Below are 24,318 nucleotides of genomic sequence, written 5' to 3'. Positions count from 1 at the left end.
GTGCCCTACGCCTGCTCGAGGAGCGTGCCGGCGGCTTGGCTGCGCAAGCCGAGCAGCAGACACAGTTGATCGACATGTTGGAGCAGAGCCCAAGCCCGACAACACCTCGCATCCCGATAACTTGCCCTAATCGTCTTCGGAATGAGTTGCGTTGACCGCCTGAAATCGCAATCGAGAGCGCCCAGACCAAATTGCAGGACCTGGAACTACTGCGTCACAAACTAAAGTCGATGCCGTTGCGCAGATGTCGTTCGTGAAGAACGACGCTTGGTCGCACTGTGGAACGCGTGAAATGACGCCGCCCCGTTACGTCTTCACATGCGCCTCGTGAAGCTGTGCCCGTAATGTCTTCCACATCGCCAAGAATTCAGTATCCGGCAATAGTTTGATCAATCCACGCCGCATAAAAGCCCACTCGTGCTGCTGCAAAGCGTTGCCCGCACACGCCCATGCGGAACGAACCGTCCTGCATTTGCCGCACGACATGCTCCACTTCGCTGGTTATCCCATCCAGGCCATGAGTGATGCCGGCCAGGTAGGTGTGCCCGGCCACATCGATGGTGACTGGGCCGCCGCTATCACCACCCGCTATAGCGCCGCTGAGGGCCGGGGCGCTGGCGCTGCAGTCGAACACGTAGCGCAGCCAAGGGCCATCGGTCTGGGTCAGCAGATTCTGCGCGTGCCGCAATTGAGTGCGATGGCTTTCGCTATCCGGCGCACCGGTGAGATCGGTGCCGGTGGCGCCTGCGCCGTAGACGGTGCTCAGCATGCCGGGTTTGGCGTTGCCGCGATCGATTGGCATCGGCGCAACATCGGTTACGGGTTCGGCGAGCTCCACCAGGGCAATGTCGTGCATGGCAGCCATCGCGGCCTCGTACTGGCGAGCGAAGGTGTCGGGCTTGGTTGTCTTGACTTGCTTGAACATCTGCTGCCAAGCGACTCGCGCAGAGGGGTAATCCGGGTAGACCACGATGCGGCTCACTGCACGCCGCTTTCCGTTGATGGTCACGAAATGCTCTTCAGGCATCATCTGCATCATGTTTACTGCATGGGCCGCAGTGAGTACCCAGCGTGGGGCAATCAGCGTGCCGTGACCTTCGTCGGGCAGATTGGCCAGCGCGGGGATGGCTTGCGGGCTGACACGGTAGCGCGCATCGGGCTGGTCGTGGCGCGTCACGATGGCGTGAGCACTGGTGCTGAGCAGTAAGAGTGGAAGAGTGAGGCGCAGGATGATCTTCACGTGGTTCCTTTGGTTGGAGTGGATGGTGCGTTTAGCGCAACGATCAGCAGTCAATGGATAGCCTCTGGAGGCACCGTGGGTGACCGCGGTCGTATGCATGCTTTGCTTAGTGTCTTGATCCGTAACAGGCGTGCGGCCACGCTGGATCTACTCGCGGCAAGCAGCGATCAGTGCCGCGGCACGCTCGATGTCCTCGTAGGCCGTGGGCGCGCCAACGGATAGACGTAACGCACCCACGGTGGCAGCACCTCCTGTACAGTGCCGAAGCGCCTCGATACTGAAGTCGCCTTCGAGTTTGTCGAAGCAATGTTCCACGCCTGCGGCGTCGAATCCGAAAGCTTTTTCGGCCGCCCCGGGATTGCAGAAGCAGCCACCCCGAATGGCAACGCCATGCTCGCGCGCCATCCGCTCGACATGCTCGTAAGGAAGCACGCCGCCGTCTTCCCGCAATACGTTGAAGGCGACGATGCCGCCGCGATGTTTCACATCACGAGGGCCATACAGCCGCACCAGTGGCGCGCCATTACGGTGCCGAAGCGTCGCTGCCAGCGCTAGGAAATGTTGCACGAGCGACTGAATGTGAGCGCGCAGACAAAGGCGCGGTATGCGGGCGAGAAAGGCGAATCCGGATTCGACGGCGGCGAGGTCGAGGAAGTTGGGTGTTCCATCCTCGAACCCTTCGTGGCCCGGCTTGAGTGAATGCCGCCCGTGCGCGACGGACACGAACTCCACCGTGCCGCCCGAAAACCATGGCCTACGAAGGCGGTCCAGGGCCGACCTTTTCGCTATCAATGCACCGACGCCTGTCGGCAGGCCGAAAAGCTTGTAGAACGAACACGCGACGAAGTCTGCGGAATGTTCCCTGAGGTTGAGCGTGCCGGATGGACCGGCCGCCGCCGCATCGACCAGGACATCGCACCCGAGCGCTTGGGCTTCTTCGACGAGTGACAGGTCATGCTGCACACCGGAGAAATTGGATTGTTGCGGGAATGCGAGAAGGCCTCCGCCCTGTCGATTTACGCAGGCGCGCAGGTGCGCGGGCGCGTGATCGAGTCGGAGCTGCGCATCCAGCGGCAATGTGCTGATGGGCGCCTGTGCGCGCCCGGCAAACTCCCGCATGCCGTTGACGGAATTATGGTTGTCAGCCGAGAGAATGAGCCCGCGGCGTGACGAGAATGGATAGCTCTCGGCGACGAGCTTGATGGCTGCCGTCGCGTTGGCGGTAAAGCAGACCTCATAGATGTCCGGATCGGCATCGAAGAAGGCCAGCGTCGCGGCGCGGGCGGCCGCCTGTGCGGCAGCGCTGTTGCGGGATGCCAGATGCTCGGAATGGGGGTTGCCGAAAATCCCGTGCGCTAGCCGCTCGCCATGCGCGCGTGCTTGCGAGACACCGTACAGCGCGCTCGCGGCGTAATCGAGATAGGCGATACCGGCAGTATCCAGGCGTGCGAATTCGCTGGCGCGAAGCGCGGCGAAGTCGAAGGCAGTGGCCGCATCGATGGATTCCATGGCAGACGTCAGCATCCGCGCCTCCGCGGGCGTTGCCCGCTCATCGCTGCACTCGCGACGTCGCTGCCCTGCTCTGCCCCGATCCGGGGCGCGCCGCCGAAGTAATGGCTCAATGCGTCGATCTGTGCACGTTCTGCGGGTGAGACGTTTGCCGGCAGCAGCGGATACAGAACCTCTTCGTGCCAGTCGGCAAGGCCTCCCGGCACGAACACCGCCTGGGTCACGCCGAGCGAGCGCAGCATGACCCAGGCCTGCCCGGCATGCGCCCCTTCCTGCGAGTAAAGGACGATGGTCTGACCGGGTGCAAAATGCGACTTCGTCAACTGATCGATCGGCACGTTTTCCGCGGTAGGGATCGCGTCGTCGCGGAATTCGGCGGGCGAACGCACATCGATGACGCGGAGCCCGGGCCGGCGATCGCGTATCCACTCCGCAAGCTGGCGTGCACTGACGTGGTCGGTGCCTTCGTCGATCGCCCTAGCGATCGAATCCAGATCCAGTCCTCGCGGCTGCGTGCGGAAGAGACTGCCTGCGAAAGGTGCCCCCAAGCCCAGTACGAGCGCACTGATACCCAGCTGTCGCACAAATTTCATCGTCCAGCCTCGCACTTTGCGATCCATGCCAACACGGAAACGGCGACCACCGTGACCAGCGCCACCATGGCTCCGTAAGGCAGTCCAGTGAGGCGTTCGAGTGTCAATGAGCCGTACGGCGTCGAGCGGTAGAAAGCCTCGATCGCGGGAAAGGCCAAGCCGACGAGCAGCACGCCCGCAAACAGCCCCAGCATCGTCGCCGCGCCTTCGATGCGGCCACTAGCCAGCGCCACGCAAGATGTACCCGGACACAGGCCGCTAAGCACGAAGCCGAGCCCAAAGACCATGCCGCCGAGGAGCTGCGGAAGAAGATAGGTGTCGGGCACGTAGAACGCAGCGGAATCAAACATGCCCAGCCGGCCACCCCAGAAGGCACCGAGCATCGCGGTCAGCATCGCGCTGAGCATGACCTTGAGCACGGTGAAATCCCGCAGATAGAACTGGCGGGCGAGCTTCGGCGGATCACCCAAGCCGGCGCATTCGAGTGCACAGCCAAATGCCACACCGATGCCTCCCGCGATCAGCAGATTGTTCATGGCCAGAGCCTGCGCACGAGCGGCGCGGCGATGAAGCCGCCGAGGAACAATGCCGCCATGAAGATCCAGGCACCTACACTCAGCACCGCGCCACCACTCAATGCGAGGCCGCTGGTGCAGCCTCGCGCCAGGGCCGCACCGATGCCCATCAACGTGCCTCCTGCGATGCAGGCGAGCAGCTTGCCAGCGGAAGGACGGATGGCGCGGACGAACGTCAGTCGCGTTCGTCCTGCCAGCGCCGCCGATGCGGCGGCGCCGACCAGCACGCCGATGATTTCGACGACTATCCAGGCGGTCCACGGCGATCCGTCCTGAAGATAGCTGCTGAAGTAGGCGCTATGCGCAGCCGTTTCCGGCGAGACGGCGCCGACCGTACCGCTGGCCACGCTCGCGAATGCACCGGACGCTCCCAGCCCTTGCCCGGTCAGCGCAAAGCAGGCAAGCAGCACCAGGCCCAGGCACACGCCCGCCACATGAGGTTCGGCATAAGGTCGGCATGGGCGCATGGTCATCGCTCGACCGGCAGGTTGCGCATCGTCCAGTCTTCGAATGAACCGTCGTACAGCACGGCATCGATGCCCACGGCACGTGCGGCGAACAGCACCGCCGTTCCCTGCTGGCCGATGTGGCAATAGGCAATCACCTGGTCGCCCGGCTTCACGCCAGCCTTGCGGAACAAGGCCAGCAGTTCGACGGGCTTCTTCAGGGTGAGATCGTCGTTGGTGATGTCGGTGTACGGCAGGTTGTGCGCACCGGGAATGTGGCCGTTGCGGAGGTGGCCATCCGCACCGCTCTTTTCGAGGCCGTCGTAGTACATCGCGGCACGCGCGTCGATCAACACGTAGCCTGGCTGCCGGGCGTGTGCTTGCACGAACGCGACATCGACCACGGTTGGCTGAAGCTTGAAGGGAGCCAATGTTCCCGGCGTGACTGCGGTGGCCTGGTCAGTCAGGGGCCTGCCCTCGCGGTGCCACTTTGGCATGCCGCCGTCGAGCAGGTCGGCGTGCGCACCCAGCCCCGCCGATTGCAGCGTGAACCATACCCGCGTCGCCGCGGAGACCTGATCGTTTCCGAAGTACACCACGACGCGGGAGCCATCGGAGATGCCCAGTCCCTGCAGCCGCTGGCGCAATTCCTGCGCCGTCGGCAATTCCAGCGAAAGCTTGCTCGACGTGGCGGCGACGTCTTCGAGATGGACGAAGCGTGCGCCTGGGATGTGCGCGGCGTTGCCCTGCGACGCTTCGCCTACCTGTAGCAGCACGAGGTTGGGGTCGTGCAGGTGACTGGCCAGCCATGCCGTGGATACCCATGGCTCGGTTTGGGTGGCGTCCTGTACAGCGGTTTGTGCGTGCAGGCAGTACGGCACAGCCGCCGATCCGCCGAGGATCGCGAACGCTATGGCAGCCTTCGCCAGAATCTTGATCTGCATGGTTTCTCCCGGTGTCGTATGTGCCGCAGATATAGGGCACGCCCGGGCGCAGCGGGATGGGCATGCGATGGAACCGGTCGGCTGTGCGATGAAACGGCTCTGGCGCGGATGGTTCGTGTGCGCGCCGGTGCTTGCTTTGCTAACGTGTCAGGCATGGATTTTCCCGACGACGACCTGCATGCCCGACTGCCGCAAAGCGCGTTGCCGGCCCAGGGGGGCTGGACGCTCTACCAGAGCTTCCGCACCTTCACCTGGCCCTGGCTGCTGCGCCGGGGAATCGTGCTGTGGCCGCTGGCGATCCTCGGCGGTTGCACGTATGCCATCTGGCATGCGTCGGGCACGGGTGCATGGGGTGACTGGCCCGGCCTGGCACTGCGGGCTTGCGTCGCATCGCTGATCACGGTGTCGACCGGCCCCCTCCTTGCCACGTTGATTCGGCATCGACGTTTTCCGACCATGGCGGAGCGCGTGCTGGTGGTCCTGGCGATCCTGCTTGGGCTATGGCTCGGGGCCGTCGCCCTTAACTGGGTAGGCGCCTATCACGCCCATCTCATGCAGGCCTATGCCGGGAACCACATGCGAACCAGCTGGTTCGGCACGGCTGTTTCAAATTTTCTCGGCTCTACCGTCAATGCATCCGTGTTTGCGCTGATACTCGCCGGCGGTGGTTACGCGACGGTCTACTATCTCGGCGAGCGGCGACGCATCGCCCAGTTCGCAGCCGCTCGGCAGATCGAAAACCTGCGTGCGGAGCGGAACGCCGCCGACATGCGGCTGGCCCTGCTGCAGGCGCAGGTCGAACCCCATTTCCTCTTCAACACGCTGGCGTCGGTACGGTCGCTGATTGCCAGCGAACCCGGACGCGCGGCGACAACGGTCGATGCGCTTGCGGCGTACCTGCGTATCGCCTTGCCGCGTATCCGCACGACGGGCATCGAAGAGGCCACGCTCGGTCGCCAGATCGATCTCTGCCTGGGCTATCTCGAGATCATGAAGGTTCGCACGGCCGGCCGCGTCGAGGTTCGCGTCGACGCGAGCGACGAGATCCGGGCCATGCCCTTCCCTCCCTTGATCCTGCTGACACTGGTGGAGAACGCGATGACCCACGGCATCGAGCCGAAACCCGGCCCCGGCACGATCGAGATCATCGCAGCTGCCGCGGATGGCTTTCTGAGCGTGCGCGTCGAGGACGACGGCCGAGGCTTGCAACCCGGCACCACGCCCGGCCTGGGCCTCGCGAATGTTCGCGCCCAACTCCACGATCGTTTCGGAACACGTGCGCGCTTCGAGATCGCCTCACGTGTCGGAGGCGGGGTGAGCGCGAGCGTTCGCGTTCCGCTCGCATTCCCATGACCGCACCCATCACGGCCCTTATCGCCGAAGACGAAGAACCGCAGCGGACGGAACTGCGCGGCATGCTGGCACGATTGTGGCCGGAGCTGGCCGTCGTCGCGGAATGCGACAATGGCATCAGCGCGCTCGAAGCTTGGACGTCGGAGAAACCGGATGTCGTCTTTCTCGACATCCGCATGCCGGGACTCGGTGGCCTCGAGGTGGCGCGGCAAGCCGGGAGTCCCGCCCAGGTCGTCTTCATCACTGCGCACGACGAATTCGCGATAAAGGCGTTCGATGCCGGCGCCGTCGACTATCTGCTGAAACCGATCCGCACCGATCGCCTCACCGAAACGGTGGCGCGTCTGCGCAGTCGTCAGCCCGCCACGCAAGTTGATCTGACGGCATTGATCGACAGCCTGACCGGTCGTTTGAAGCCCGTGGAGACGATCAGCTGGATTACCGCCAGCATCGGCGACACCCTCCGGATGATCCACATCGGCGAGGTCATTCTTTTCCAGTCCGAGGAAAAGTACACCCGCGTCGCCACAGCCACCGATTGCGCATATATCCGCACGCCGCTGAAGGATCTGATGCCCAAGCTCGATCCTGAAGTCTTCTGGAGGGTTCACCGCAACGCCATCGTCCGCGTGTCGTCGATTCGACAGGTCAAGCCGGATGGGGACGGCCGCTTACTGGTCTGGCTGCATGGCATTGCCGATCCGCTTCGCGTGAGCGATGCATTCCGCCACCGCTTTCGTGCCATGTGACGAGGGCGTACGGGGTAGAGATCGGCCATTGAGAAGCTTGGCACCTCAATGGATTGGCCTGCAAACATTGCGGCTAAACAAGAAGCGGGCCCACGGATCTTGAGTCGTTCCGGACAACACACTTACGGTCGAAAGCGCTTCCGCCACCACATAGACCACGCTTATAACCAGTAGCCATATTGATGGCTCGAATCACCATGCCGCTAGGTCTTTAAACCGATTCAAGGATGCGATTACATCAGCATCGAGCCCGGTACCCCGCGACGTAATGCGGGACACACCGGCAAGCCGCCAGGAGTAGTTCCCCTCCCCTGCTCCTGGCATGGGGTTACGCATCACCGCCGAATCCCGGCTTGCACCCTGCGCATGGACGCGCCGGGCGGCACACCCACACCATGTCCCCATCGAGAGAATCGCCTTGAATCGCTCCAGTCACTTCCGCCTGCAGGGCGGCGCACTTGCCGTCGCCACCTTTCTCGCGCTGCATGTCGCGCCTGCTTTTTCCCAGTCCACGACCGGCAGCATCTTCGGCCAGGTGCCCGACGCACGCGACGACAGCGTGCTGATCAAGAGTAGTACCGGCATCAGCCGCACCGTGGCCGTGGACAACCATGGCCATTACAACGCGGCGGAGCTCCCCCTGGGCACATATACGGTGTCGCTGCTGCGCGATGGCAATGTGGTAGACACACGTAGCGATATTTCGTTGCGCGTGGGCGCGGGCACGGAAGTGTCTTTCGAGGCCGCGAAGAATCTTGGCGCGGTCAACGTCACCGCCAACGCCACGCCGGCCATCGATGTGACCACCGTCGACTCGCGCACCGTCATCACGTCGCAGGAGCTGGCGCGCTTGCCCTTGGCTCGCTCGGCCGAGGCCATCGCCCTGCTTGCCCCCGGCGTGGTCAACAACAGCGGCGGCTATACCGGCCCCACCGGCCAGTCGCTGGCGACCTTTGGCGGTTCGTCGGCCAGCGAGAACGCCTATTACATCAACGGCTTCAACACTACCGAACCGCAGCGCGGGCTCGGCGGCCTCGCGCTGCCTTACGGCGCCATCGAACAGCAGGAGATCTACACCGGCGGCTACAGCGCGCAGTACGGGCGGTCGGATGGCGGCGTGATCAACATGGTGGGCAAGCGCGGCACCAACGAGTGGCATTTCGGTGCGCAGGTGCTGTGGGAGCCGGAGTTCGCCCAGGCCAACGGCACCAATACCTATTACACCAACGGCCTGCCTGCCTCGCCGGTTGCCGGCAGTCTCTACGACCCGAACAGCAAGAACCGCCAGTGGACGACCACCTACGATGCCTACCTCGGCGGCCCGCTGATCAAGGACAAACTGTTCCTGTTCCTCGCCGTCGAGGCATCGAAGCAGCAAGGCAACACGCTGAACAACGTGACCAGCGCCTCGCCTTACGTGAGCTATCGCTACAACCAGCCCAAGTGGTACGGCAAGCTGGACTGGAACATCACCGACAGCAACATCCTGGAGGTGACCGCAGCATCGAACAAGGACGAGACCTCGGGTGCCATCTACAACTACGACTACAACACCCTGGCGCGCGGCAGCTTCATCAACGACGCGGACAACACCAAGACTGGCGGCAATCTGTATACCGCCAAGTTCACCAGCTACGTGACCGACAACCTGACCTTCTCGGCCCTCTACGGTCAGATGAGCCTGGCCAACTATGACGTGCCGGGCAACTACAACAGCAACCTCACCTACGTCACCGACACGCAAAACCAGAACCCGGCCTACCTCAACGGCGCATCGCCCATCGGCAACAGCCAGGTCACCTCTTCGCTGTACAACCCGAACCGCCACGACACCACCAACAATCTGCGCATCGACCTGAGCTACCAGCTCGGCACGCACACGTTGTCGGTCGGCATCGACAACCAGAACTCGCGTGCCATCGACCAGGGCAGCCAGACCTCCGGCCCCGGCTACTACTGGGATTACGCCTACACCACCACACCCACCACCGCGTTGATCCCGAATCTTGGCGTGGGTGCACCGGCCAATTATCCCAATGGCGCTTCGGGCTACTACGCCATCAAGTACGTCGACAGCTCCATCGCCAGCGTTCGTTCGGCGCAGCGCGCGCAGTACATCGAGGACAAGTGGCAGCTCAACGACCGCTGGCTGCTCTCGCTGGGACTGCGCAACGACCAGTTCACCGACTACAACGCCGATGGTCAGGCCTATATCCGTCAGCGCAGCGCGCAATGGGCGCCACGCCTTGGCTTCAGTTGGGACGTGAACGGCGATGCCAGCTTCAAGGTGTTCGGCAACGCCGGTCGCTACTACCTGGGCCTGCCGCTCAACCCGGCGCTGAACGCTGCAGGCGCCTATGTGGCGACCCAGCAGTACTTCACCTACGGCGGCATCGCCGCCGACGGCACGCCCACCGGTCTCACGGCGTTCTCCAACCCGGTGTCGCCCAACAACACCTACGGCGTGCTGCCGGATCCCAAGACGGTGACGGCACAGAACATCAAGGCCGAATACCAGGATGAGTTCATCCTCGGCTTCAACAAGACCCTTGGCGCTTCCTGGACCTACGGCGCCAAGCTCACCCGACGCGTGCTGCGCAACGGCATCGACGACTATTGCGACGTCTCCGCCATCGAGGCCAAGGCCGCCACGCTGGGCTATGACGTCACGGCCACCAACAGCTGCTATCTGATCAACCCGGGTCGCGCGAACACCTTCACGGTGGCGGACACCAGCGGGGTCTATCGCAGCGTCACGCTGTCCAATGCCGAGTTCGGCTTCCCGCCGCTCAAGCGCCAGTACTACGCGCTGGAGACCTTCCTGGAGCATCCGTTCGACGGCCACTGGTACGGCAAGATCGACTACGTGTTCTCGCGCAGCTACGGCGATACCGAAGGACAGCTGCGTTCGGACATCCAGCAGACTGCGGCGTCCACCAGTATCGACTGGGATTTCCCTGCGCTGATGTCCTCCAGCAACGGTGCACAGAGCAACGACCACACGCACCAGATCAAGCTGTTCGGCTATTACCAGTTCACGCCGGAATGGCTGGTGTCGGGGAATGTCTCGGTGGTGTCGGGCAATCCGCGCAACTGCCTGGGCTTCTACGGTCCGAACCAGACCGATCCGGATGGCTACGGCAGCTACTACCACTGGTGCGGCGGCCAGCCCTCGCCGCCGGGCACGCACCGCCTGCCGTGGAACAAGCAGGTCGACGTGAGCACCACGTATCGACCTGCCTTTGCCGACCACAAGCTCGGCCTGTCGCTGAGCGTGTTCAACCTGTTCAACTCGCAAGCCATACTCAACGCTTATCCGTACTACCAGATTTCGCCGAACACGCCGGATCCGCTATATGGCTCGGCCGTGGTACGCCAGCAACCGCGCTTCGTGCGCCTGAGCGCAACCTATGACTTCTGATGCCCGCCACCTATCGAACTGAATCGTTCTGCGACAAACGCTTGAGGGCTTCCTCAAACGTTTGTCGTGGCTCTAATCGTGCGCATAAGAAGGCAGCCTTTGACGCTGCTCACATTGAGCTCGACTTGAACATACCCTGCGGACCCGGACTACGTCTCGCCAAGTACTGAGAGATTCGAAGGACGGTATTGTGTCCGTGGGTCATTCATTCGTGCGAAGGCGGACGGATGAACGGACTCGCAACTGTTGATACCGCGGCACACGGGACGGCTCACCGGTCTCAGCACCCGATAGAGCGGTGTCATCGAGTCCGCCAAAAAGGAGTCGTAATGCGGCTCGAAGTACTTCAGGTAGTCATCGTCGAACTGTACGCCTAGGCTTTTTGCCTTGTTCACCATCCAGTGCAGAGCACCGTTGGCCAAGCCGTCCGGGGTGTAGCCGCCGCCGACGTTGCAATGCATGCCGGGGAACCATACCTGGTCGAGTTCGCCCGCCCATCCCGCCGGCTTTTCCCAAATGCTGGGAAGAAAAGGCCTGCGCCGCTCGTCGATTGCCAGCGCCTGGTACGCGTGTCGAATGTGCGGCGTCAAGCCGATGTCGTGGTACTTGTATTTGTCGGCGTTGAACAGCTGCCCGAGCAAACCGGGCGCGCCCAGCGCGCCGACGGTATCCCAGACACCGATCATGTGGATGGGTGGGCAAGGCCGCGGGTGCAGAACATGGCCATTGGCTTGGGTCCACATGTCCGTACCAGGACCCTGTTGCGCCACGTAGCAGGCGTAGAGGTCCGGAACAAAGTAGTCGTCGCCCTTCTCCAGCAGCCCGGCAAAGCACATGAACCCGCTGAGCGTTCGAACCGTGAAAGCACCACGGCTGAACCCGAACAGGTAAATCTCGTCACCGGGTGCATAGTTGTACACGATGGCCCGATAGAGCTCGCGCACGTTTTGCTCGATCCCGCTGCCGAAGGCGCCGCCCGACCATTTGTCCAAGCCATGACCGGTGCCCACACCGTCGTGGTAGAACACGATCTGATCCGTGCCATTGGCCGATCGCGGCAGTACGGAACGAGCCAGCTTCGTGACATTGGTGGGGCGCCGCTTGCGCGTCGTACCGTCAAGCTGATCGCGGATGTTCCAGGTTCCGTCGGCACAGATGATCAGACGCTTCATTGTCCCCTGCCTCGATCAGCCGATTACTGAGTATCCCGGCTCTCTCAATACCATGCCGTGTGGCCGCATAGTGGGGAGTCAGATCACAATCATCTTCACTCATGGATCATCACGTGTCCGCGAGTGACATGTCCGGCTGTTCAAATATCGAAGGACACGCGTAACTCTTCCCTACCCTGATAGCTTCGTGAGCGCTTCGCAGTCCCTAACCTACGGCCTTCGACGCGACTCCTAGGTAGCGTTCGACGATTTCCGGCAGCATCGGATCGACAGGGACCGTGTAGTGGGTGGTGTTCGGCAGGATGGCGAGTTCGTTTGCGGGCCGCAGCGAACCGTCGATCCCGGCATCGCGCCGGCCGCCGCCCAGCGCCTTCCAGAACTCGACCATGTGTTCGGGCCGGATGGCGTCGGCGTCGGCAAAGACCAGCAGCGTGCGTGTCTGGAGCCTGGCGACATCGGCGCTCCAGTCGAAGGGGCGTTTGGTCAGGTCGCCGACTTTCCTGAAGAGGTTGGTCCAATCGACACCGGGATAGGTCGCCCCTAACGGCGATGCCTTGACGCTAGGGCCGAGCGTGGCGGCGTTGGCCTCCAGCTGTTTGAAGGCCGTCACCACCTCAGGATAAAAGCCGTCCTGCCTCATCGCCGCGGACACGAGCACGAGCCGGTCGACCACGTCGGGATGGCGGATGGCGGCCTGCAGTGCGACGCTGGCGCCCAGCGAGTAGCCCATGACGTCGGCCTTGCCGAGGTTCAGATCGCCGATCAGGGCGGCAATGTCGTCGCCCATCGTTTCGCTGCGCAGTGGCCTGTCGGTGTCCGGCGTGCGCCCATGTGCCTGGAGATGGACGGCGATCACCTGCCGGCCCTTGGCCAGTCTGGCCAGATTGCTCCCGAAGCTGTCCGGGTCGATGCCGCCGTGGAGAAGAATGAGCGGCTTGCCGGTGCCATGCACGCTGTAAAAAAGATGCTGGCCGTTGACGTCGGCAAAATGCCCGTTCGAAACGGCGAGAGTCTGCTTGGCTCGAACGGGAAGGACCGCAGTCAGCACGGCGGTCGCCATGGCCGTCTTCAGGAAATCGCGTCTGATCATATCGTCCTCACGTGGCGCCGAACTGGCCAGCGCAGCAGGCCAGTTCGGCGCCTCTTCCATACATCGGCGGCCGCGGTGCGGTCAGGATCTGTCTGCGAGCAACTCGTCCAGCTGTGCGAACTGTTCGGGCAGGCCTTCCGCCGAACCGGCGAGGGCTTCGTCGAGAGCTTCTGTTGTGGGATAGCGTTCGTGGAAGGTGACCAGCGTCTTGCCGTCGTTTTCTTCGAACGTCACCGTGGTCACGGCGCCTTGATCGCTTTCTTCGTTCGTCCATACGAGACGCTTGTGCGGGGTTACCTCGCTGTACGTGCCGAAAAATGCCATCGGTTGATCGAAGGCCGGATGGCTGAACACGAGGCGGTAGGTTCCCCCGGTACGGATGTCCATGTCGCACGAGACCAGCGACATGCCCGCCGACTTCGGAACCCACCAAAGCTTGAACAATTCGGGGTTGCTCCATGCTTCGAAGACGATGTGTGCCGGAGCGTTGAACGCTCGCGTCACGACGAGTTCGAAGTCCGACTTGCGTTTCACGGCGGTGTGGTTCACGGCGGTGGAACTACCTGCTTTTTCTTTGGGCATCTGCCTTCTCCTTGCGTTTCAGTTGTTCGACAAGCTTGTCCAGCGCGTCGAAGCGCGCGTTCCACAGTTGGCGGTGCTGCTCGATCCAGGCGGCCTCTTCTTCCAGCCGGCGCAGTCCGAGCTTGCAGGTTCGTACGCGCCCGACCTTCTCCGTGGTCACGAGCCCTGCCTGCTCCAAGATGCTGACGTGCTTCTTCATGCCCGTAAGGGTCATGCGAAACCTTTGGGCAAGGTCGGTGATCGAGGCGTCCGAACCCCCGAGCTGCTCCAGCACCCCGCGTCGGGTGACATCGGAGAGTGCGGCGAACGTTGCGTCGAGACGGGCTTGATAGTGAACCATTTGGTTCACTGTAAAACTCGCATAGGCGATTTGCAAGTGGATGTGCCATGGGCGCAAATCACACGCAGCTCTCCTGCCACGAACCCAAACTGCACATGCCAAGCATGGGCAAAATTTCGATCGGTGGCCATGTAACAGCCAGATCAAGCGGCCGGATGGCTCCTCCGGGTCGAAAGCAGATGCTGGTTCTATTCCAGATGACAGTCGCCGATCGCCCTGCTCGCGCATTGCGCGTCAATGGGTTTAACAGCTTGCTGCCGCTATGGCAGCAGCGCTCCTGGGTCAATTGTCTGAAGTCATGACTTCGACGCCGCCGATCAGGTGCGCGGAATAAACCAAGGCAGCACCAGCACAGCATTGAGTGCCACCGTGATGCTGGGATACCGATGAATGATTTTTTGCGGATGCAACATCCGTCGGATGCCAAAATAATATTGTCTCGATCCAAAAATGACGCAAGGCAACATTGAAAATAAGTGACTTCCTTACCCGCCAGCCCGATTGCTTTGCGTACGTCCTAATCTCAGGCGGCACAGAATCCTGTTGACAAGGCTTTTCCAATGCCGTATCGATGGATGCCGACGCGGCGATGTCTATGCATTGCCTCGTAAATTTAGATCGATCCATATTTATGCTCGAGAAGCTGGGCCAGAACAAGTAAGAAGGCCCTTCTTTTCACTAAAATTTGTATCGATCTAAATAATGCTGGGGAATACAAGGCATGACTTGAATGGGTATCGCCAAATCATGCCCAGGTGTGGATCGATTTGCGTCATCGCAGGCTTCGCGAAGGAGTCGCGGTGCGTCGACCTTCCGTCACGCGCTGTCCGATTTCCTTCATGGCCTGAACCCATGGCCGCTCGCGCAGTACGTAAATGAAAGCGGCTCGTCCTCATTCCGCTCGGGGAACCATAGCCATGAAGCATTCCAAGGGTCGATATTCAATTTTCCGCCTTAAGCCGTTGGTGTCTTGCCTCTCCGTCTGCATGGGTCTTGCAGCCGCCGGCACGGTTGCTGCTCAGACCACCGGTTACACCGGCGTCTACGGCGGCGGTCCGCTGTACAAGCACGTAGCAGCCAATATCTCCGAGATCGAGAACTCCGGCTTCAGCGAAGTGATCGTTTGGAGTGTCGAGGTGAGTTCCGCGGGCGATCTGAACCTCAATGCCGAATTCCCGCTGACTTCCGGCGGCACCTATGTGGGCAACAACACCTGGCCCTCGTTCGCGGCCGACCTGGTGCAAATGAAGCAAGGCACACCCAAGCGCATCACCTTGAGCATTGGCTCTTCGAACGTGGGCGACTGGCAGGACATCAAGGCTCTGGTCAATGCACAAGGCACGGGGACGAGTAGCATCCTCTACAAGGACTTCGCGGCGATCAAGGCTGCCCTGCCGGCGATCGACACCATCGATTTCGATGACGAGAACAGCTACGACTCGGCCTCGACCGTGGCCTTCGCGGTGATGCTTGGAAACCTCGGCTACCACGTCACGATTTCGCCGTATACCAACGCCTCGTACTGGACTTCGGTGGTCTCGCAGATCAACACCCAACTTCCCGGTACGGTCGACGGCGTGCACCTGCAGGCCTATTCCGGCGGTGCGGGCAACAGCCCATGCTCGGGGTGGAATTTCGGCAGCGTTCCGGTGTTCCCTGGCCTTGCGGACAGCACCTTGTCTGGCGGCGACACACCTCCGCAGGTACAAAGCCAGATGACAAGCTGGCACTCATCCTGCGGTATCACCGGCGGCTTCCTATGGCTGTACGACGATGTTGCGGGCAAGACCTACAACGGCGGGGATGAACCGGCCGCCTATGCCAATGCGATCAATGTCGGTGTCGGTGCGGTCGTGGTAAGCACGGTACCGATTTACGGCATCTACAGCGACGGCACTTCGTTCACCACCGGCGGCCTGGATGGCAACGGTTACGCCTACTCGAGCGCCCTGCTTGGCATCGCGCAGAGCTGGAACGGCAACACCTTCTCTATCGGCTCCGCCAACACGGTCAATGCCTGGAGCGAAGGCACCATCACCTTGCCGCAGGGCCAGTACAGCGAGCTGAGCCTGCTGGCTACCGGCATCAATGGCGGTCAGGCGTCGCAGACCTTCCAGGTCAACTACACCGACGGCACCAGCACGCTGATCACCCAGAGCCTGAGCGACTGGTACACGCCCTCGAACTACACCGGCGAATCGAAAGCCGTCACGATGGCGTATCGCGACACCAGTACTGGCACCAAAGACAATCGCACGTTCTATCTGTACGGCTATTCGTTCCCGATCAATAACACGAAGACGGTGGCGAGCCTCACCCTGCCCAGCAACCGCAACGTGGTGCTCGTCTCGTATGCGTTGAGCAATCCGGGTGGCGCGCCGACCTCGGTCAACCTGGCCTCGTACTTCGACCGGATCGGCATCTATACGGACGGCAGCACCTTTGCGTCTACCGGCGGCTTGGACGATGTGGGCGATGCCTATTCGGCGACCCTGCTGGGTTCTTCGCAGACCTTCAACAACATCCCGTACCAGTTCGGCGCTGCAAACGCCAACAACGATCTGGTCGCGGCGGGTCAGACAATCACCTTGCCCGGTGGCCAATTCAGCACCTTGCATCTGCTGGCCACCGCGGAAAACGGCAACCAGACTTCCCAGGCCTTCACCGTCACCTACACCGACGGTACGAAATCGACTTTCACCCAGAGCATGAGCGACTGGTTCACGCCGCAGAGCTACGCCGGCGAATTGCAGGCCGACAAGATGGCCTACCGCGATACCTATACCGGCGCCAAGGACAACCGCACCTTCTATCTCTACAACTACAACTTCACTCTGAACAACGCCAAGACGGTGCAGAGCGTCACGCTGCCGAACAATGCCAACGTGCAGGTCATGGCGATGACGCTGTCGGATTGATCCGCATATGACCGCGTGTAGCGAATGAGTTTGCCGATCACCGGCAGCCTGCCCTCACAGGCTGCCGGTGAAGGCGTAGACCCTGATAACACGCTCTCGTGATCAGTCGCTCTGATAAAAGTCTTTACGAACCACAAGGCAACCGCGTCTACCTCCCCCGTTTTCTTTGCGGAAGGTAGACGCATAGTTGCCTCCGCAATCGCGCTACGAACTCAACCGGTCGCCTCTGACGGGCCTAGGATCGGTCTCGGCCGTTTGATATCGAAAACGGACAAATCGGGTAAGACGGGCCGATTTAGGGCGTGGCAACGAACCCATGCCGCATGCCGGCATTGTCGAAGTACTCCCCGGCGATCACGCCGAGATTGTTGATGGCAGTCGCGAGGGTTGCTGCAGCCCCAGGCACGTCCAGGCTCTGAAACTGCCCTCGCGTTTCAATGAAACCGTGGATATCGCCCGAAGCGTCTACGTAATAGCCGACGGCCTGCCCTGCGTCGTTGATCTCGAAGATGGCCGTGGATGCGGCACCCGGCACGTCGATTGTCGAGAACTGCCCATCTGCACTGCGGTAGAGGCCGTGCGTCTGGTCTGGATCCGTATCCCAATAGCCGACGATCTCGCCTTTATCGTTGATGCCGAGCGGATAGGTTTCGCGTGCGCCGGCCACATCGATGGGGGTGTCGTGGCCGCCCTCACGAAGTACGCCGTGGAAGGCTCCGTCGGCATCCCAGTACACGCCGGCTATCGCACCGAACAGATTGACTTGATCCACATTCGAGTTGAGGTGACCCGGGAAGTCGACTGTGGAGAAATGCCCGCGCTGAATCAGAAAGCCGTGCTGAAGTCCCGTTGCATCGGCATAGGCACCGTACGTCGTACCGAAGTCGGTAGGCCCCCCGGCGGCGCTGAAATAGTCGCCTAACACCCCTGGATCCAGTGGCTCAAAGTGCCCATGGCGATAAACCATGGCGTGGGCTGCGCCACTGCCCATGGAGTATTGACCGCTCAACTCGTTCAGATCGTTGATTCCCCAAAAGGTCGTCTGCGACGCACCTGGGTAGTCCAACGTCTGATAGCTGTAGGTCCTCGAACCGCTTGCCGAAATGGCAGCCGATGTACCATGCCCGCAAGGAGTCATGGCGGCGACATCCTGTACACGGGCGTGTGCATTGGCGCAGGCAGTGGCTATCGCAGCGGGGGCAGATGGGGTTGTATCGTTCTCGGGGCTTGTCGCAGCGCTGCTGGAACCGGCAAAGACCAGGGTGAGCAGACCGGCCGCCGCGATGAACCTGTTACGTGAAGAGTGATGGCTTGACATGACTTCAATCCTTGTTTGAGGAGATGGGCGATGGCGTGCCGACAGCTTGCGGTCACCTTGAATGGCGCCATCCCTCCTTACAGCGCAAATGGCTCGCTTCTTCCGACACGGTCGGAACATTTCGAGGTAACAGGCCAGCAGCGCACATGACCACCGAGGCCCGAATCAGTGAAATTCTTGCGGACGGTGATCCGGTGGCGATGGATGCACTGATCCCGCAGGTCTATGCCACGCTGCGCCAGCTGGCGCACCGGCAGCGGGCGTACGAAGCCGCACACACGCTTCAGACGACTGCGCTGGTCAACGAAGCCTGCCTGAAGCTGCTCGACAGCAGCGACATCACCTTCGCGGATCAAGCTCACTTGTACGCGTACATGAGCCGCACGATGCGTCACCTCCTGATCGACCGCGCAAGGCGGAAGATGGCGCAGAAACGTCAGGCACCCGAGATGACGGAGGGTGTGTCGCCATCGAACATCATCGACGTACTGGCACTCGACGAGGCTTTGACGAAGCTCGCGGCATTGGATGAGCGTCTTGCGCGCGTTGCCGAGCTGCGATTGTTCGCCGAGCTTTCGAGCCCGGAAATTGCCGACGCCATCGGCGTCAATGCACGCACTGTCGAACGCGACTGGTTGAAGGCGCGCACGTTTCTTGCAGCCTGCCTGGCCCCGGAAGTATGAGGTGATGTCGGTTGTAGCCACTCGATTGCGCTATACGGGTATGTAACCGACTAGAAGCCGCCGATGAGCATCGACTTCATCCAACGATGGCACGAGGCCGAGCCGCTGCTCGACCGTCTATTGGAGTTGCCCGCTACCGAACAGGCCGATTGGTTATGCAGAAACTGCGAAGACGCGACGCTCCGCGTGCTCGTTACGCAGGCCCTCAGTCAGGTACCCGTCGCCGAGGCGCTCGAGCGTGGTATGGCGCAATGGATGCCGGCTTCGGTTGGCTACTCGGCCGATAAACTGCCTGCCATTCCCGGCTATCGCCTGCTTCGGTTCGTGGGTGCCGGCGGCATGGCCAGCGTGTTCGAGGCAGAGCGCGAACTACCGGGCGGCCCCCAGAAGGTCGCCCTCAAGCTGTTGCGTATCGACGTTCACGATGCCGAAGAGCGTCGCCGCTTCCTTCGTGAGCAGAGCATTCTTGCGCGACTCCAGCATCCACATATTGCCCAGTTGCTCGACGCTGGATTCACACCAGCCGGCACACCGTTCCTGGCACTTGAATTTGTTGCAGGCGGCAATCTTGTCCAACATTGCGAAAAGCACGGTATCGACGTGCGAGGACGCCTTGCGCTGTTTATAGACGTGTCCAAGGCCGTCGAGCATGCACATCGCAGCTTGATCGTGCATCGCGACCTTAAGCCAAGCAACGTGCTCATCGGCGAGGATGGCTGCGTCAAACTCGTCGATTTCGGCATTGCCAAGCTCATCGCCAGCGAAGGCGAGAGTGCGCAGACGCGCACCGAAGTGCGACGTCTGACACGCGCATATGCGGCGCCGGAACAAATCATCGGCCACGCCACGACAACCTCGGTCGATGTATACGCCCTCGGTGTTCTGCTGGCGGAGCTTCTATCCGGTCTCCAGCCACGCAGACTCGACAGCCATGCCGTTGCGGCGACGCCGGTATTCGACGATGGGCAATTGCGGCAAAGCTTGGGCGTCGACCTTTACGCGGTCGTGCACGAAGCGATACGGCCGGACCCCATTCGCCGTTATGCGAGTGCGGCGGCGCTGCGTGAGGACATCGAGCGCTACCTCGATGGCAAACCGTTGCACGCCAGGGCGGACACTTTTGCGTATCGCGCGCTCACTTTCACAAAGCGACATGCTCTGGCTGTTTCCGCCAGCATCGTCATGGTGATGCTGCTCGCCGGCGCAACAGCAGCCGGCCTGTACGAATCGTATCTGGCGCGTCATGCCGCCAAGGATGCGCACGCGCAAGCACTCGCGGCCAAAAGCGAGGCGCAACGCGAATATGCGCTCAAATCCTTCATGGAGGGTCTTTTCGACAATGTGTCGCATGGAGCAGAGGCGAGCGCCGAGGTCTTGCTCGCGCAAGGACGGGATCGCGCCGATCACGATTTCGCGAAGCAACCCGCGCTTCACATTGAAATTCTTGCATTGATCGGTGACCTCGAGCGGCGTAGTGGTCACGCGGATCGCGCGCAACAACCGCTCGAAAAGGCGGCGTCACTGGCACAAGCACAGTTTGGCGCTACCGACAGACGAACCTTGCATGTCGAATACCTGCTCGCGGAAGAAGCCGATGAACTCGGTCACGTTCGCAGCGGCAGATTGCGTTTGCAGAAAGCAATCGAGGCGTTCCAGTCCGGCTCCGACCACAACTCGCCGGAAGAAGTGCAAGCTCTTGCATGGCTTGCCGGCCTTGACGAACGTCTAGGCGAGTCGAAAAAAGCTATCGATATCGGCACGAAATCCGTTGCGCTCGCACACCGAATACTTCCGACCGACAGTGATGCCCTCACCGAGGCGATAACGAACCTCGGCTGGATATGGATGGACGCCGGCCATCCCGACCAAGCTGAGCCTTTGTTGCGCGAAGCGCTCGCGCGCAAGCGCGCTCGATTCGGCGCCAGGCATCCGCAGGTCGCTGATGCAATGACGCTCCTTACAACGGCGCTGCTCCCGCTTGGCCGCTATGACGAGAGCGAAATGCTCATGCGCTCCGCCCTCGACATTGACGAAAGCGCATACGCAGGTCCCAATGCCCATGTCGCCGGCGACCTCAACAACCTTGCGAATGTCCTCGTGCGCGAAGGCAAATTTACCGAGGCAGGCGCCTTCTATGAAAAATCGCTGGAGCTCGATGAAAAGCTCGCAGCGACATCATCGCTGGGCGAGGCCATAACGCTCGGCCACCTGGCGCAGGTCCACTTCAATCAGGGCTCTTACGCAAGTGCAGAGACAGGCTTGCGCGATGCCATCAACCGGAAGCAGCGTCTCCTGGGCAAGGATTACGGCGACAACGGTCAAAGCAGCGATAGCGCGAGCCTGGCGGAAATCCTTATGGCGCGCGGGCGGATCGGCGAAGCCGAGGGAATTGCCAGCCGCGCACTTGCGGAATCAAGACAGCGCCATCGTGGTGCGCATCCAGATGTCGCGTTCGCGCTTACCGTAGAGGCAGAGATTGCCGCAGCAGGCGGGGCCCGCGAACGTGCTGCCACCTTCGCCAGCGAAGCTGCCGCGATGTATGCCGCACTTGCGGATCAAAGTTCGGAAAACGCTATCAGAGCGCGCATTCTGTACGGTGAAACGCTCCGCTCGCTCGGCCATAGCATGGAAGCAAAGCGGGAATTTGAAGGTGCGTTCGCGGCGGCCAACATGATCACGCCGAAGACGGCCTCGCTTATCGCGCACATCGATGCAGACCTCGCTGGCACGGAAGCTTTGCTGGGTGATCGAACTACCGCCGAAAGGTTACACACGGAGGCAGAGGCATTGCTCGCAGGAGTTGGCAATGAACAGAATAGTGAGCGCGACGCGACGATCCGCATACTCGCAGCCAATCGCGAGCCGCCGATATTCTAATGTTTGGCTCGAACCCTAGACTTGTGAAAGCTTCTCGCCCTGAAATGTTGTGGTCGGGAAAGAATGAGCTGCGCAGGCGGAGCCGCTTCAATCACGCTGCCCGGGAGTCCGCTTCTGACCGGAAGCGGACATCACCATGATGACTTGCGAAGTTACGAAGGTGCCTGGGACAAGGAGCAGCAAGTCCTCATCGTGCCAGGTAGAAATCCATAGGAATGAGCTCGACGGCCCACCCGCCTTCTTCGCCCAGCGTGGCGGCCGGGTGCATGGATGCGATGCGTACTGCCTCGTCATGGCTGTCTGCTTCGATGATGAAGAGGCCACCCACCACTTCCTTGGACTCGGTGTAAGGCCCATCGCTGACGTGCGTCTTGCCGCGGCTCGGGCGAAGTGTCCTCCATCTGTCCAGATCGCCAAGCGACGCGGAAACCAGAACCTTGCCGGTGGCGCGCATCTTCTCGTCCAAGGCTGGACACTGGCTCACCAGTTCCTTGACGTCCTCAGGCGGCATTGCGGCGAATTGCTCGGGGGTGAAGTAGGCGAGGCCGAGATATTTCATGGGGGATCCTTTGGACGGAAGTGCACTGATGACGATTCTGCTGATCAGAATTCGACAATACTCTCGGCAACCTTGCAGCGAGCCTCGGCCGGCCTTCCGGCTTGGGGTCAGAAGCTGACGTCGGCCCTACCCTCGATAACCTAGCCGAATCGCCCTGCCCTGGCATCGCCTTCGGCCGAGACCAATGGTCCGAGAAGTTCAGGTCGAGCCGGTCTTGCAAGACATCCGTGCCATCCGAACTTAAAGAAATCATCACACCGGGACGGCATTCAGAACGCTACGATGCTGCTGATCACTCGGGCGCAAGGAAACAGGCAAATGATGAAGCTGGCAAACGCGGTCTTTCTTGCGATTCTGCTGACGAGCGCCGCCCATGCGCAGACCAATGCAGGCGAACAGAAAGCGGACCCCAATCTTCCCTTCACCATCACCAAGGTGGCGAGCTTCGAGCTGCCCTGGCGCATCGCGTTCCTGCCCGATGGCCGCATGCTCGTGACCGAGAAGGTTGGCCGCGTCGACCTGGTTACTCCGCAGGGTGCCAAGACCGAAATCGGGGGCGTGCCGCCCAGCTATGTCGAGGGTCAGGACGGCATGCTGGGTGTCTTCCTCTCGCCGCATTACGCCACTGACCACAATGTGTATCTCACCTATGTCGCACCGGGTGACTATGGCGGCGGCGTGGCGATGGGTCGTGGTCGGCTCGTGCTGGATGGCAAACAACCTCGGCTGGAGGGCTTCCAGGTGCTGTGGCGCCAGATGCCTACAGGCAAGGGCGGGCAACCCGGCGGCCAGATCGCCTTCTCGCCGGACGGCAAGTACCTCTTCCTCACGCTGGGCGATCGCCAGCGCTTCACTCCCGCGCAGGATCCCAGCCAGCCGGTCGGCAAGATCCTGCGGCTGACGCTGGATGGCAAACCCGCGCCGGGCAATCCGTGGGCGGGAAAGGTCGGTGCGCGCACCATTCCGCTGATCGATCCGGCAGCCGATACCGAGAAGGCCAAGACGGCGCCGGTAGTCAGCACCTATACGTTCCCCGGGCCCAACCTGACGCCGGCCGAAACCTGGACCACCGGTCACCGCACCCCCTATGGCCTCGCCTTTGCTCCCGATGGCCGCCTATGGGAGCTTGAGCATGGCCCGCGCGGCGGCGACAAGCTGAACCTGATCCAGCGCGGCAAGAATTACGGTTGGCCCCTGGTCTCCTATGGCATCAACTATGACGGCGTGCCCATCCCAAGCCCTGATACGCGGCCCGATCTCGCCAAGCCGGTGATCTATTGGGTGCCGGTGATCGCGCCCGGCAATCTCATGTTCTACAAGGGCAACCTGTTCCCGCATTGGAATGGCAGCGCCCTGCTCAGCGGCCTTGTCAGCGAGGCCATCGTTCGCGTCGCGTTCGACGGCAAGGGCGGCGCCACCGCAGTCCAGCGTTGGAGCATCGGCAAGCGCGTCCGCGATATCGAAGAGGCACCGGACGGCTCGCTGTGGATGCTGGAAGACGCCGAATCCGGCGGCCTGTTCCATCTCACGCCGAAATGATTCGACGAATCGGCTTTCGCTTCGGGCAAACAGCCTGACACCGAGTCCAAGGGCATCGACACCGTTGCAGGATGAACCCGGCGGCGAACGTGATCGGAAAGAAACGGGGGAGATGCCTGGCGATAATCTCGCGGCCAGTCACCCTCCCCCGACAACACGTGCTAACCGCCCTTTCTTGGCGTCTGGTTGCAGCCAGAAACTGCCTCTGATGGAAGCCGGAATCCAGATGCGCATGCTTTCACAGCATGCGCATGCTGCAAGCGAGTTTCCGTGAGCAATGACTGCAGGCTGTTATTCAGCGTGATCCTGCTCGATGCTGGATCGAACAAAGCAGCCTAAGCCGCGCAGCATGCTCTTTCCGTCGCCCTTCTGGATCATCCTCGCCGGTCAGTCAGCAAAGCACTGATGAC

19 protein-coding genes are annotated in these 24,318 nt (G+C 61.5%); 7 read left to right on the top strand and 12 right to left on the bottom strand.

Going from position 1 to position 24,318, the window contains the following annotated elements:
- Positions 1–367: 367 nt before the first annotated feature.
- From IHE46_RS06140 to IHE46_RS06115, 6 genes are all read right to left on the bottom strand, one after another.
- On the bottom strand, positions 368–1,240 hold the full coding sequence (locus tag IHE46_RS06140) for a trypsin-like serine protease (RefSeq protein WP_192163707.1): 873 nt from the start codon (positions 1,238–1,240) through the stop codon (positions 368–370).
- A gap of 147 nt (positions 1,241–1,387) precedes the next feature.
- Entirely contained in the window at positions 1,388–2,764 is a 1,377-nt protein-coding gene (locus tag IHE46_RS06135) for an aminotransferase class V-fold PLP-dependent enzyme (RefSeq protein ID WP_192163706.1), read from the bottom strand.
- Positions 2,758–3,369, bottom strand: coding sequence for a rhodanese-like domain-containing protein (locus IHE46_RS06130; protein ID WP_192163705.1), 612 nt, complete (start codon positions 3,367–3,369; stop codon positions 2,758–2,760). Before IHE46_RS06130 ends, IHE46_RS06135 begins: the two co-directional genes overlap by 7 nt.
- Positions 3,339–3,878 carry a YeeE/YedE thiosulfate transporter family protein gene (locus IHE46_RS06125; RefSeq protein WP_192163704.1) on the bottom strand — a complete coding sequence of 180 codons (540 nt, stop codon included), beginning with the start codon at positions 3,876–3,878 and terminating at the stop codon, positions 3,339–3,341. Before IHE46_RS06125 ends, IHE46_RS06130 begins: the two co-directional genes overlap by 31 nt.
- Positions 3,875–4,384: a YeeE/YedE thiosulfate transporter family protein gene (locus IHE46_RS06120; RefSeq protein WP_192163703.1), complete on the bottom strand. Its 510-nt coding sequence runs from the start codon at positions 4,382–4,384 to the stop codon at positions 3,875–3,877. The genes IHE46_RS06125 and IHE46_RS06120 overlap by 4 nt, the downstream gene beginning before the upstream one ends.
- Before the next feature lie 2 nt (positions 4,385–4,386).
- Positions 4,387–5,307 (bottom strand): sulfurtransferase, encoded by a 921-nt coding sequence (locus tag IHE46_RS06115; RefSeq protein ID WP_192163702.1) that lies wholly within the window; start codon positions 5,305–5,307, stop codon positions 4,387–4,389.
- 153 nt (positions 5,308–5,460) lie between these two features.
- Here IHE46_RS06115 and IHE46_RS06110 point away from each other — a divergent pair, with 153 nt between their 5' ends.
- The 3 genes from IHE46_RS06110 to IHE46_RS06100 all read left to right on the top strand — a co-directional run bounded on the left by IHE46_RS06110 (position 5,461) and on the right by IHE46_RS06100 (position 10,830).
- Positions 5,461–6,660: a histidine kinase gene (locus tag IHE46_RS06110; protein ID WP_192163701.1), complete on the top strand. Its 1,200-nt coding sequence runs from the start codon at positions 5,461–5,463 to the stop codon at positions 6,658–6,660.
- A complete protein-coding gene (locus IHE46_RS06105) occupies positions 6,657–7,409 on the top strand; it encodes a LytTR family DNA-binding domain-containing protein (RefSeq protein ID WP_192163700.1) in 753 nt (250 codons plus the stop codon). Before IHE46_RS06110 ends, IHE46_RS06105 begins: the two co-directional genes overlap by 4 nt.
- Positions 7,410–7,851: 442 nt before the next feature.
- Complete coding sequence (locus tag IHE46_RS06100; RefSeq protein WP_225562856.1) at positions 7,852–10,830, top strand: TonB-dependent receptor; 2,979 nt, start codon at positions 7,852–7,854, stop codon at positions 10,828–10,830.
- A gap of 149 nt (positions 10,831–10,979) precedes the next feature.
- Here IHE46_RS06100 and IHE46_RS06095 read toward each other — a convergent pair whose 3' ends face one another.
- The 4 genes from IHE46_RS06095 to IHE46_RS06080 all read right to left on the bottom strand — a co-directional run bounded on the left by IHE46_RS06095 (position 10,980) and on the right by IHE46_RS06080 (position 14,050).
- A complete protein-coding gene (locus tag IHE46_RS06095) occupies positions 10,980–12,002 on the bottom strand; it encodes a DUF2235 domain-containing protein (RefSeq protein ID WP_192163698.1) in 1,023 nt (340 codons plus the stop codon).
- Between the two features lie 205 nt (positions 12,003–12,207).
- The gene (locus tag IHE46_RS06090) at positions 12,208–13,092 is read right to left on the bottom strand and encodes an alpha/beta hydrolase (RefSeq protein ID WP_225562814.1); all 885 of its coding nucleotides are present in this window, start codon (positions 13,090–13,092) and stop codon (positions 12,208–12,210) included.
- 81 nt (positions 13,093–13,173) lie between these two features.
- Positions 13,174–13,674, bottom strand: coding sequence for an SRPBCC family protein (locus IHE46_RS06085; RefSeq protein ID WP_192163697.1), 501 nt, complete (start codon positions 13,672–13,674; stop codon positions 13,174–13,176).
- Complete coding sequence (locus tag IHE46_RS06080) at positions 13,652–14,050, bottom strand: metalloregulator ArsR/SmtB family transcription factor (protein ID WP_225562813.1); 399 nt, start codon at positions 14,048–14,050, stop codon at positions 13,652–13,654. Before IHE46_RS06080 ends, IHE46_RS06085 begins: the two co-directional genes overlap by 23 nt.
- A gap of 881 nt (positions 14,051–14,931) precedes the next feature.
- On the opposite strand from IHE46_RS06080, the gene IHE46_RS06075 reads away from it, so the two are divergent.
- Positions 14,932–16,932: a hypothetical protein gene (locus IHE46_RS06075; RefSeq protein ID WP_192163696.1), complete on the top strand. Its 2,001-nt coding sequence runs from the start codon at positions 14,932–14,934 to the stop codon at positions 16,930–16,932.
- A gap of 295 nt (positions 16,933–17,227) precedes the next feature.
- On the opposite strand, the gene IHE46_RS06070 is transcribed toward IHE46_RS06075, so the two are convergent.
- The gene (locus IHE46_RS06070) at positions 17,228–18,250 is read right to left on the bottom strand and encodes a hypothetical protein (RefSeq protein WP_192163695.1); all 1,023 of its coding nucleotides are present in this window, start codon (positions 18,248–18,250) and stop codon (positions 17,228–17,230) included.
- 146 nt (positions 18,251–18,396) lie between these two features.
- Here IHE46_RS06070 and IHE46_RS06065 point away from each other — a divergent pair, with 146 nt between their 5' ends.
- The gene (locus tag IHE46_RS06065; RefSeq protein ID WP_192163694.1) at positions 18,397–18,933 is read left to right on the top strand and encodes an ECF-type sigma factor; all 537 of its coding nucleotides are present in this window, start codon (positions 18,397–18,399) and stop codon (positions 18,931–18,933) included.
- Between the two features lie 63 nt (positions 18,934–18,996).
- Complete coding sequence (locus tag IHE46_RS06060; protein ID WP_192163693.1) at positions 18,997–21,810, top strand: serine/threonine-protein kinase; 2,814 nt, start codon at positions 18,997–18,999, stop codon at positions 21,808–21,810.
- Between the two features lie 187 nt (positions 21,811–21,997).
- Here IHE46_RS06060 and IHE46_RS06055 read toward each other — a convergent pair whose 3' ends face one another.
- The gene (locus tag IHE46_RS06055) at positions 21,998–22,369 is read right to left on the bottom strand and encodes a YciI family protein (protein WP_192163692.1); all 372 of its coding nucleotides are present in this window, start codon (positions 22,367–22,369) and stop codon (positions 21,998–22,000) included.
- A 282-nt stretch (positions 22,370–22,651) separates the two neighbouring features.
- Between IHE46_RS06055 and IHE46_RS06050 the strand changes: the two genes are divergently transcribed.
- On the top strand, positions 22,652–23,908 hold the full coding sequence (locus tag IHE46_RS06050) for a PQQ-dependent sugar dehydrogenase (RefSeq protein ID WP_225562812.1): 1,257 nt from the start codon (positions 22,652–22,654) through the stop codon (positions 23,906–23,908).
- The last annotated feature ends 410 nt before the right edge of the window (positions 23,909–24,318 follow it).

It is taken from the genome of Rhodanobacter sp. DHG33, assembly GCF_014843005.1.
GTDB lineage: Bacteria > Pseudomonadota > Gammaproteobacteria > Xanthomonadales > Rhodanobacteraceae > Rhodanobacter_A.
Note: the sequence above shows the minus strand (reverse complement) of the source record. Positions and strands in the feature narration are given on the sequence as shown.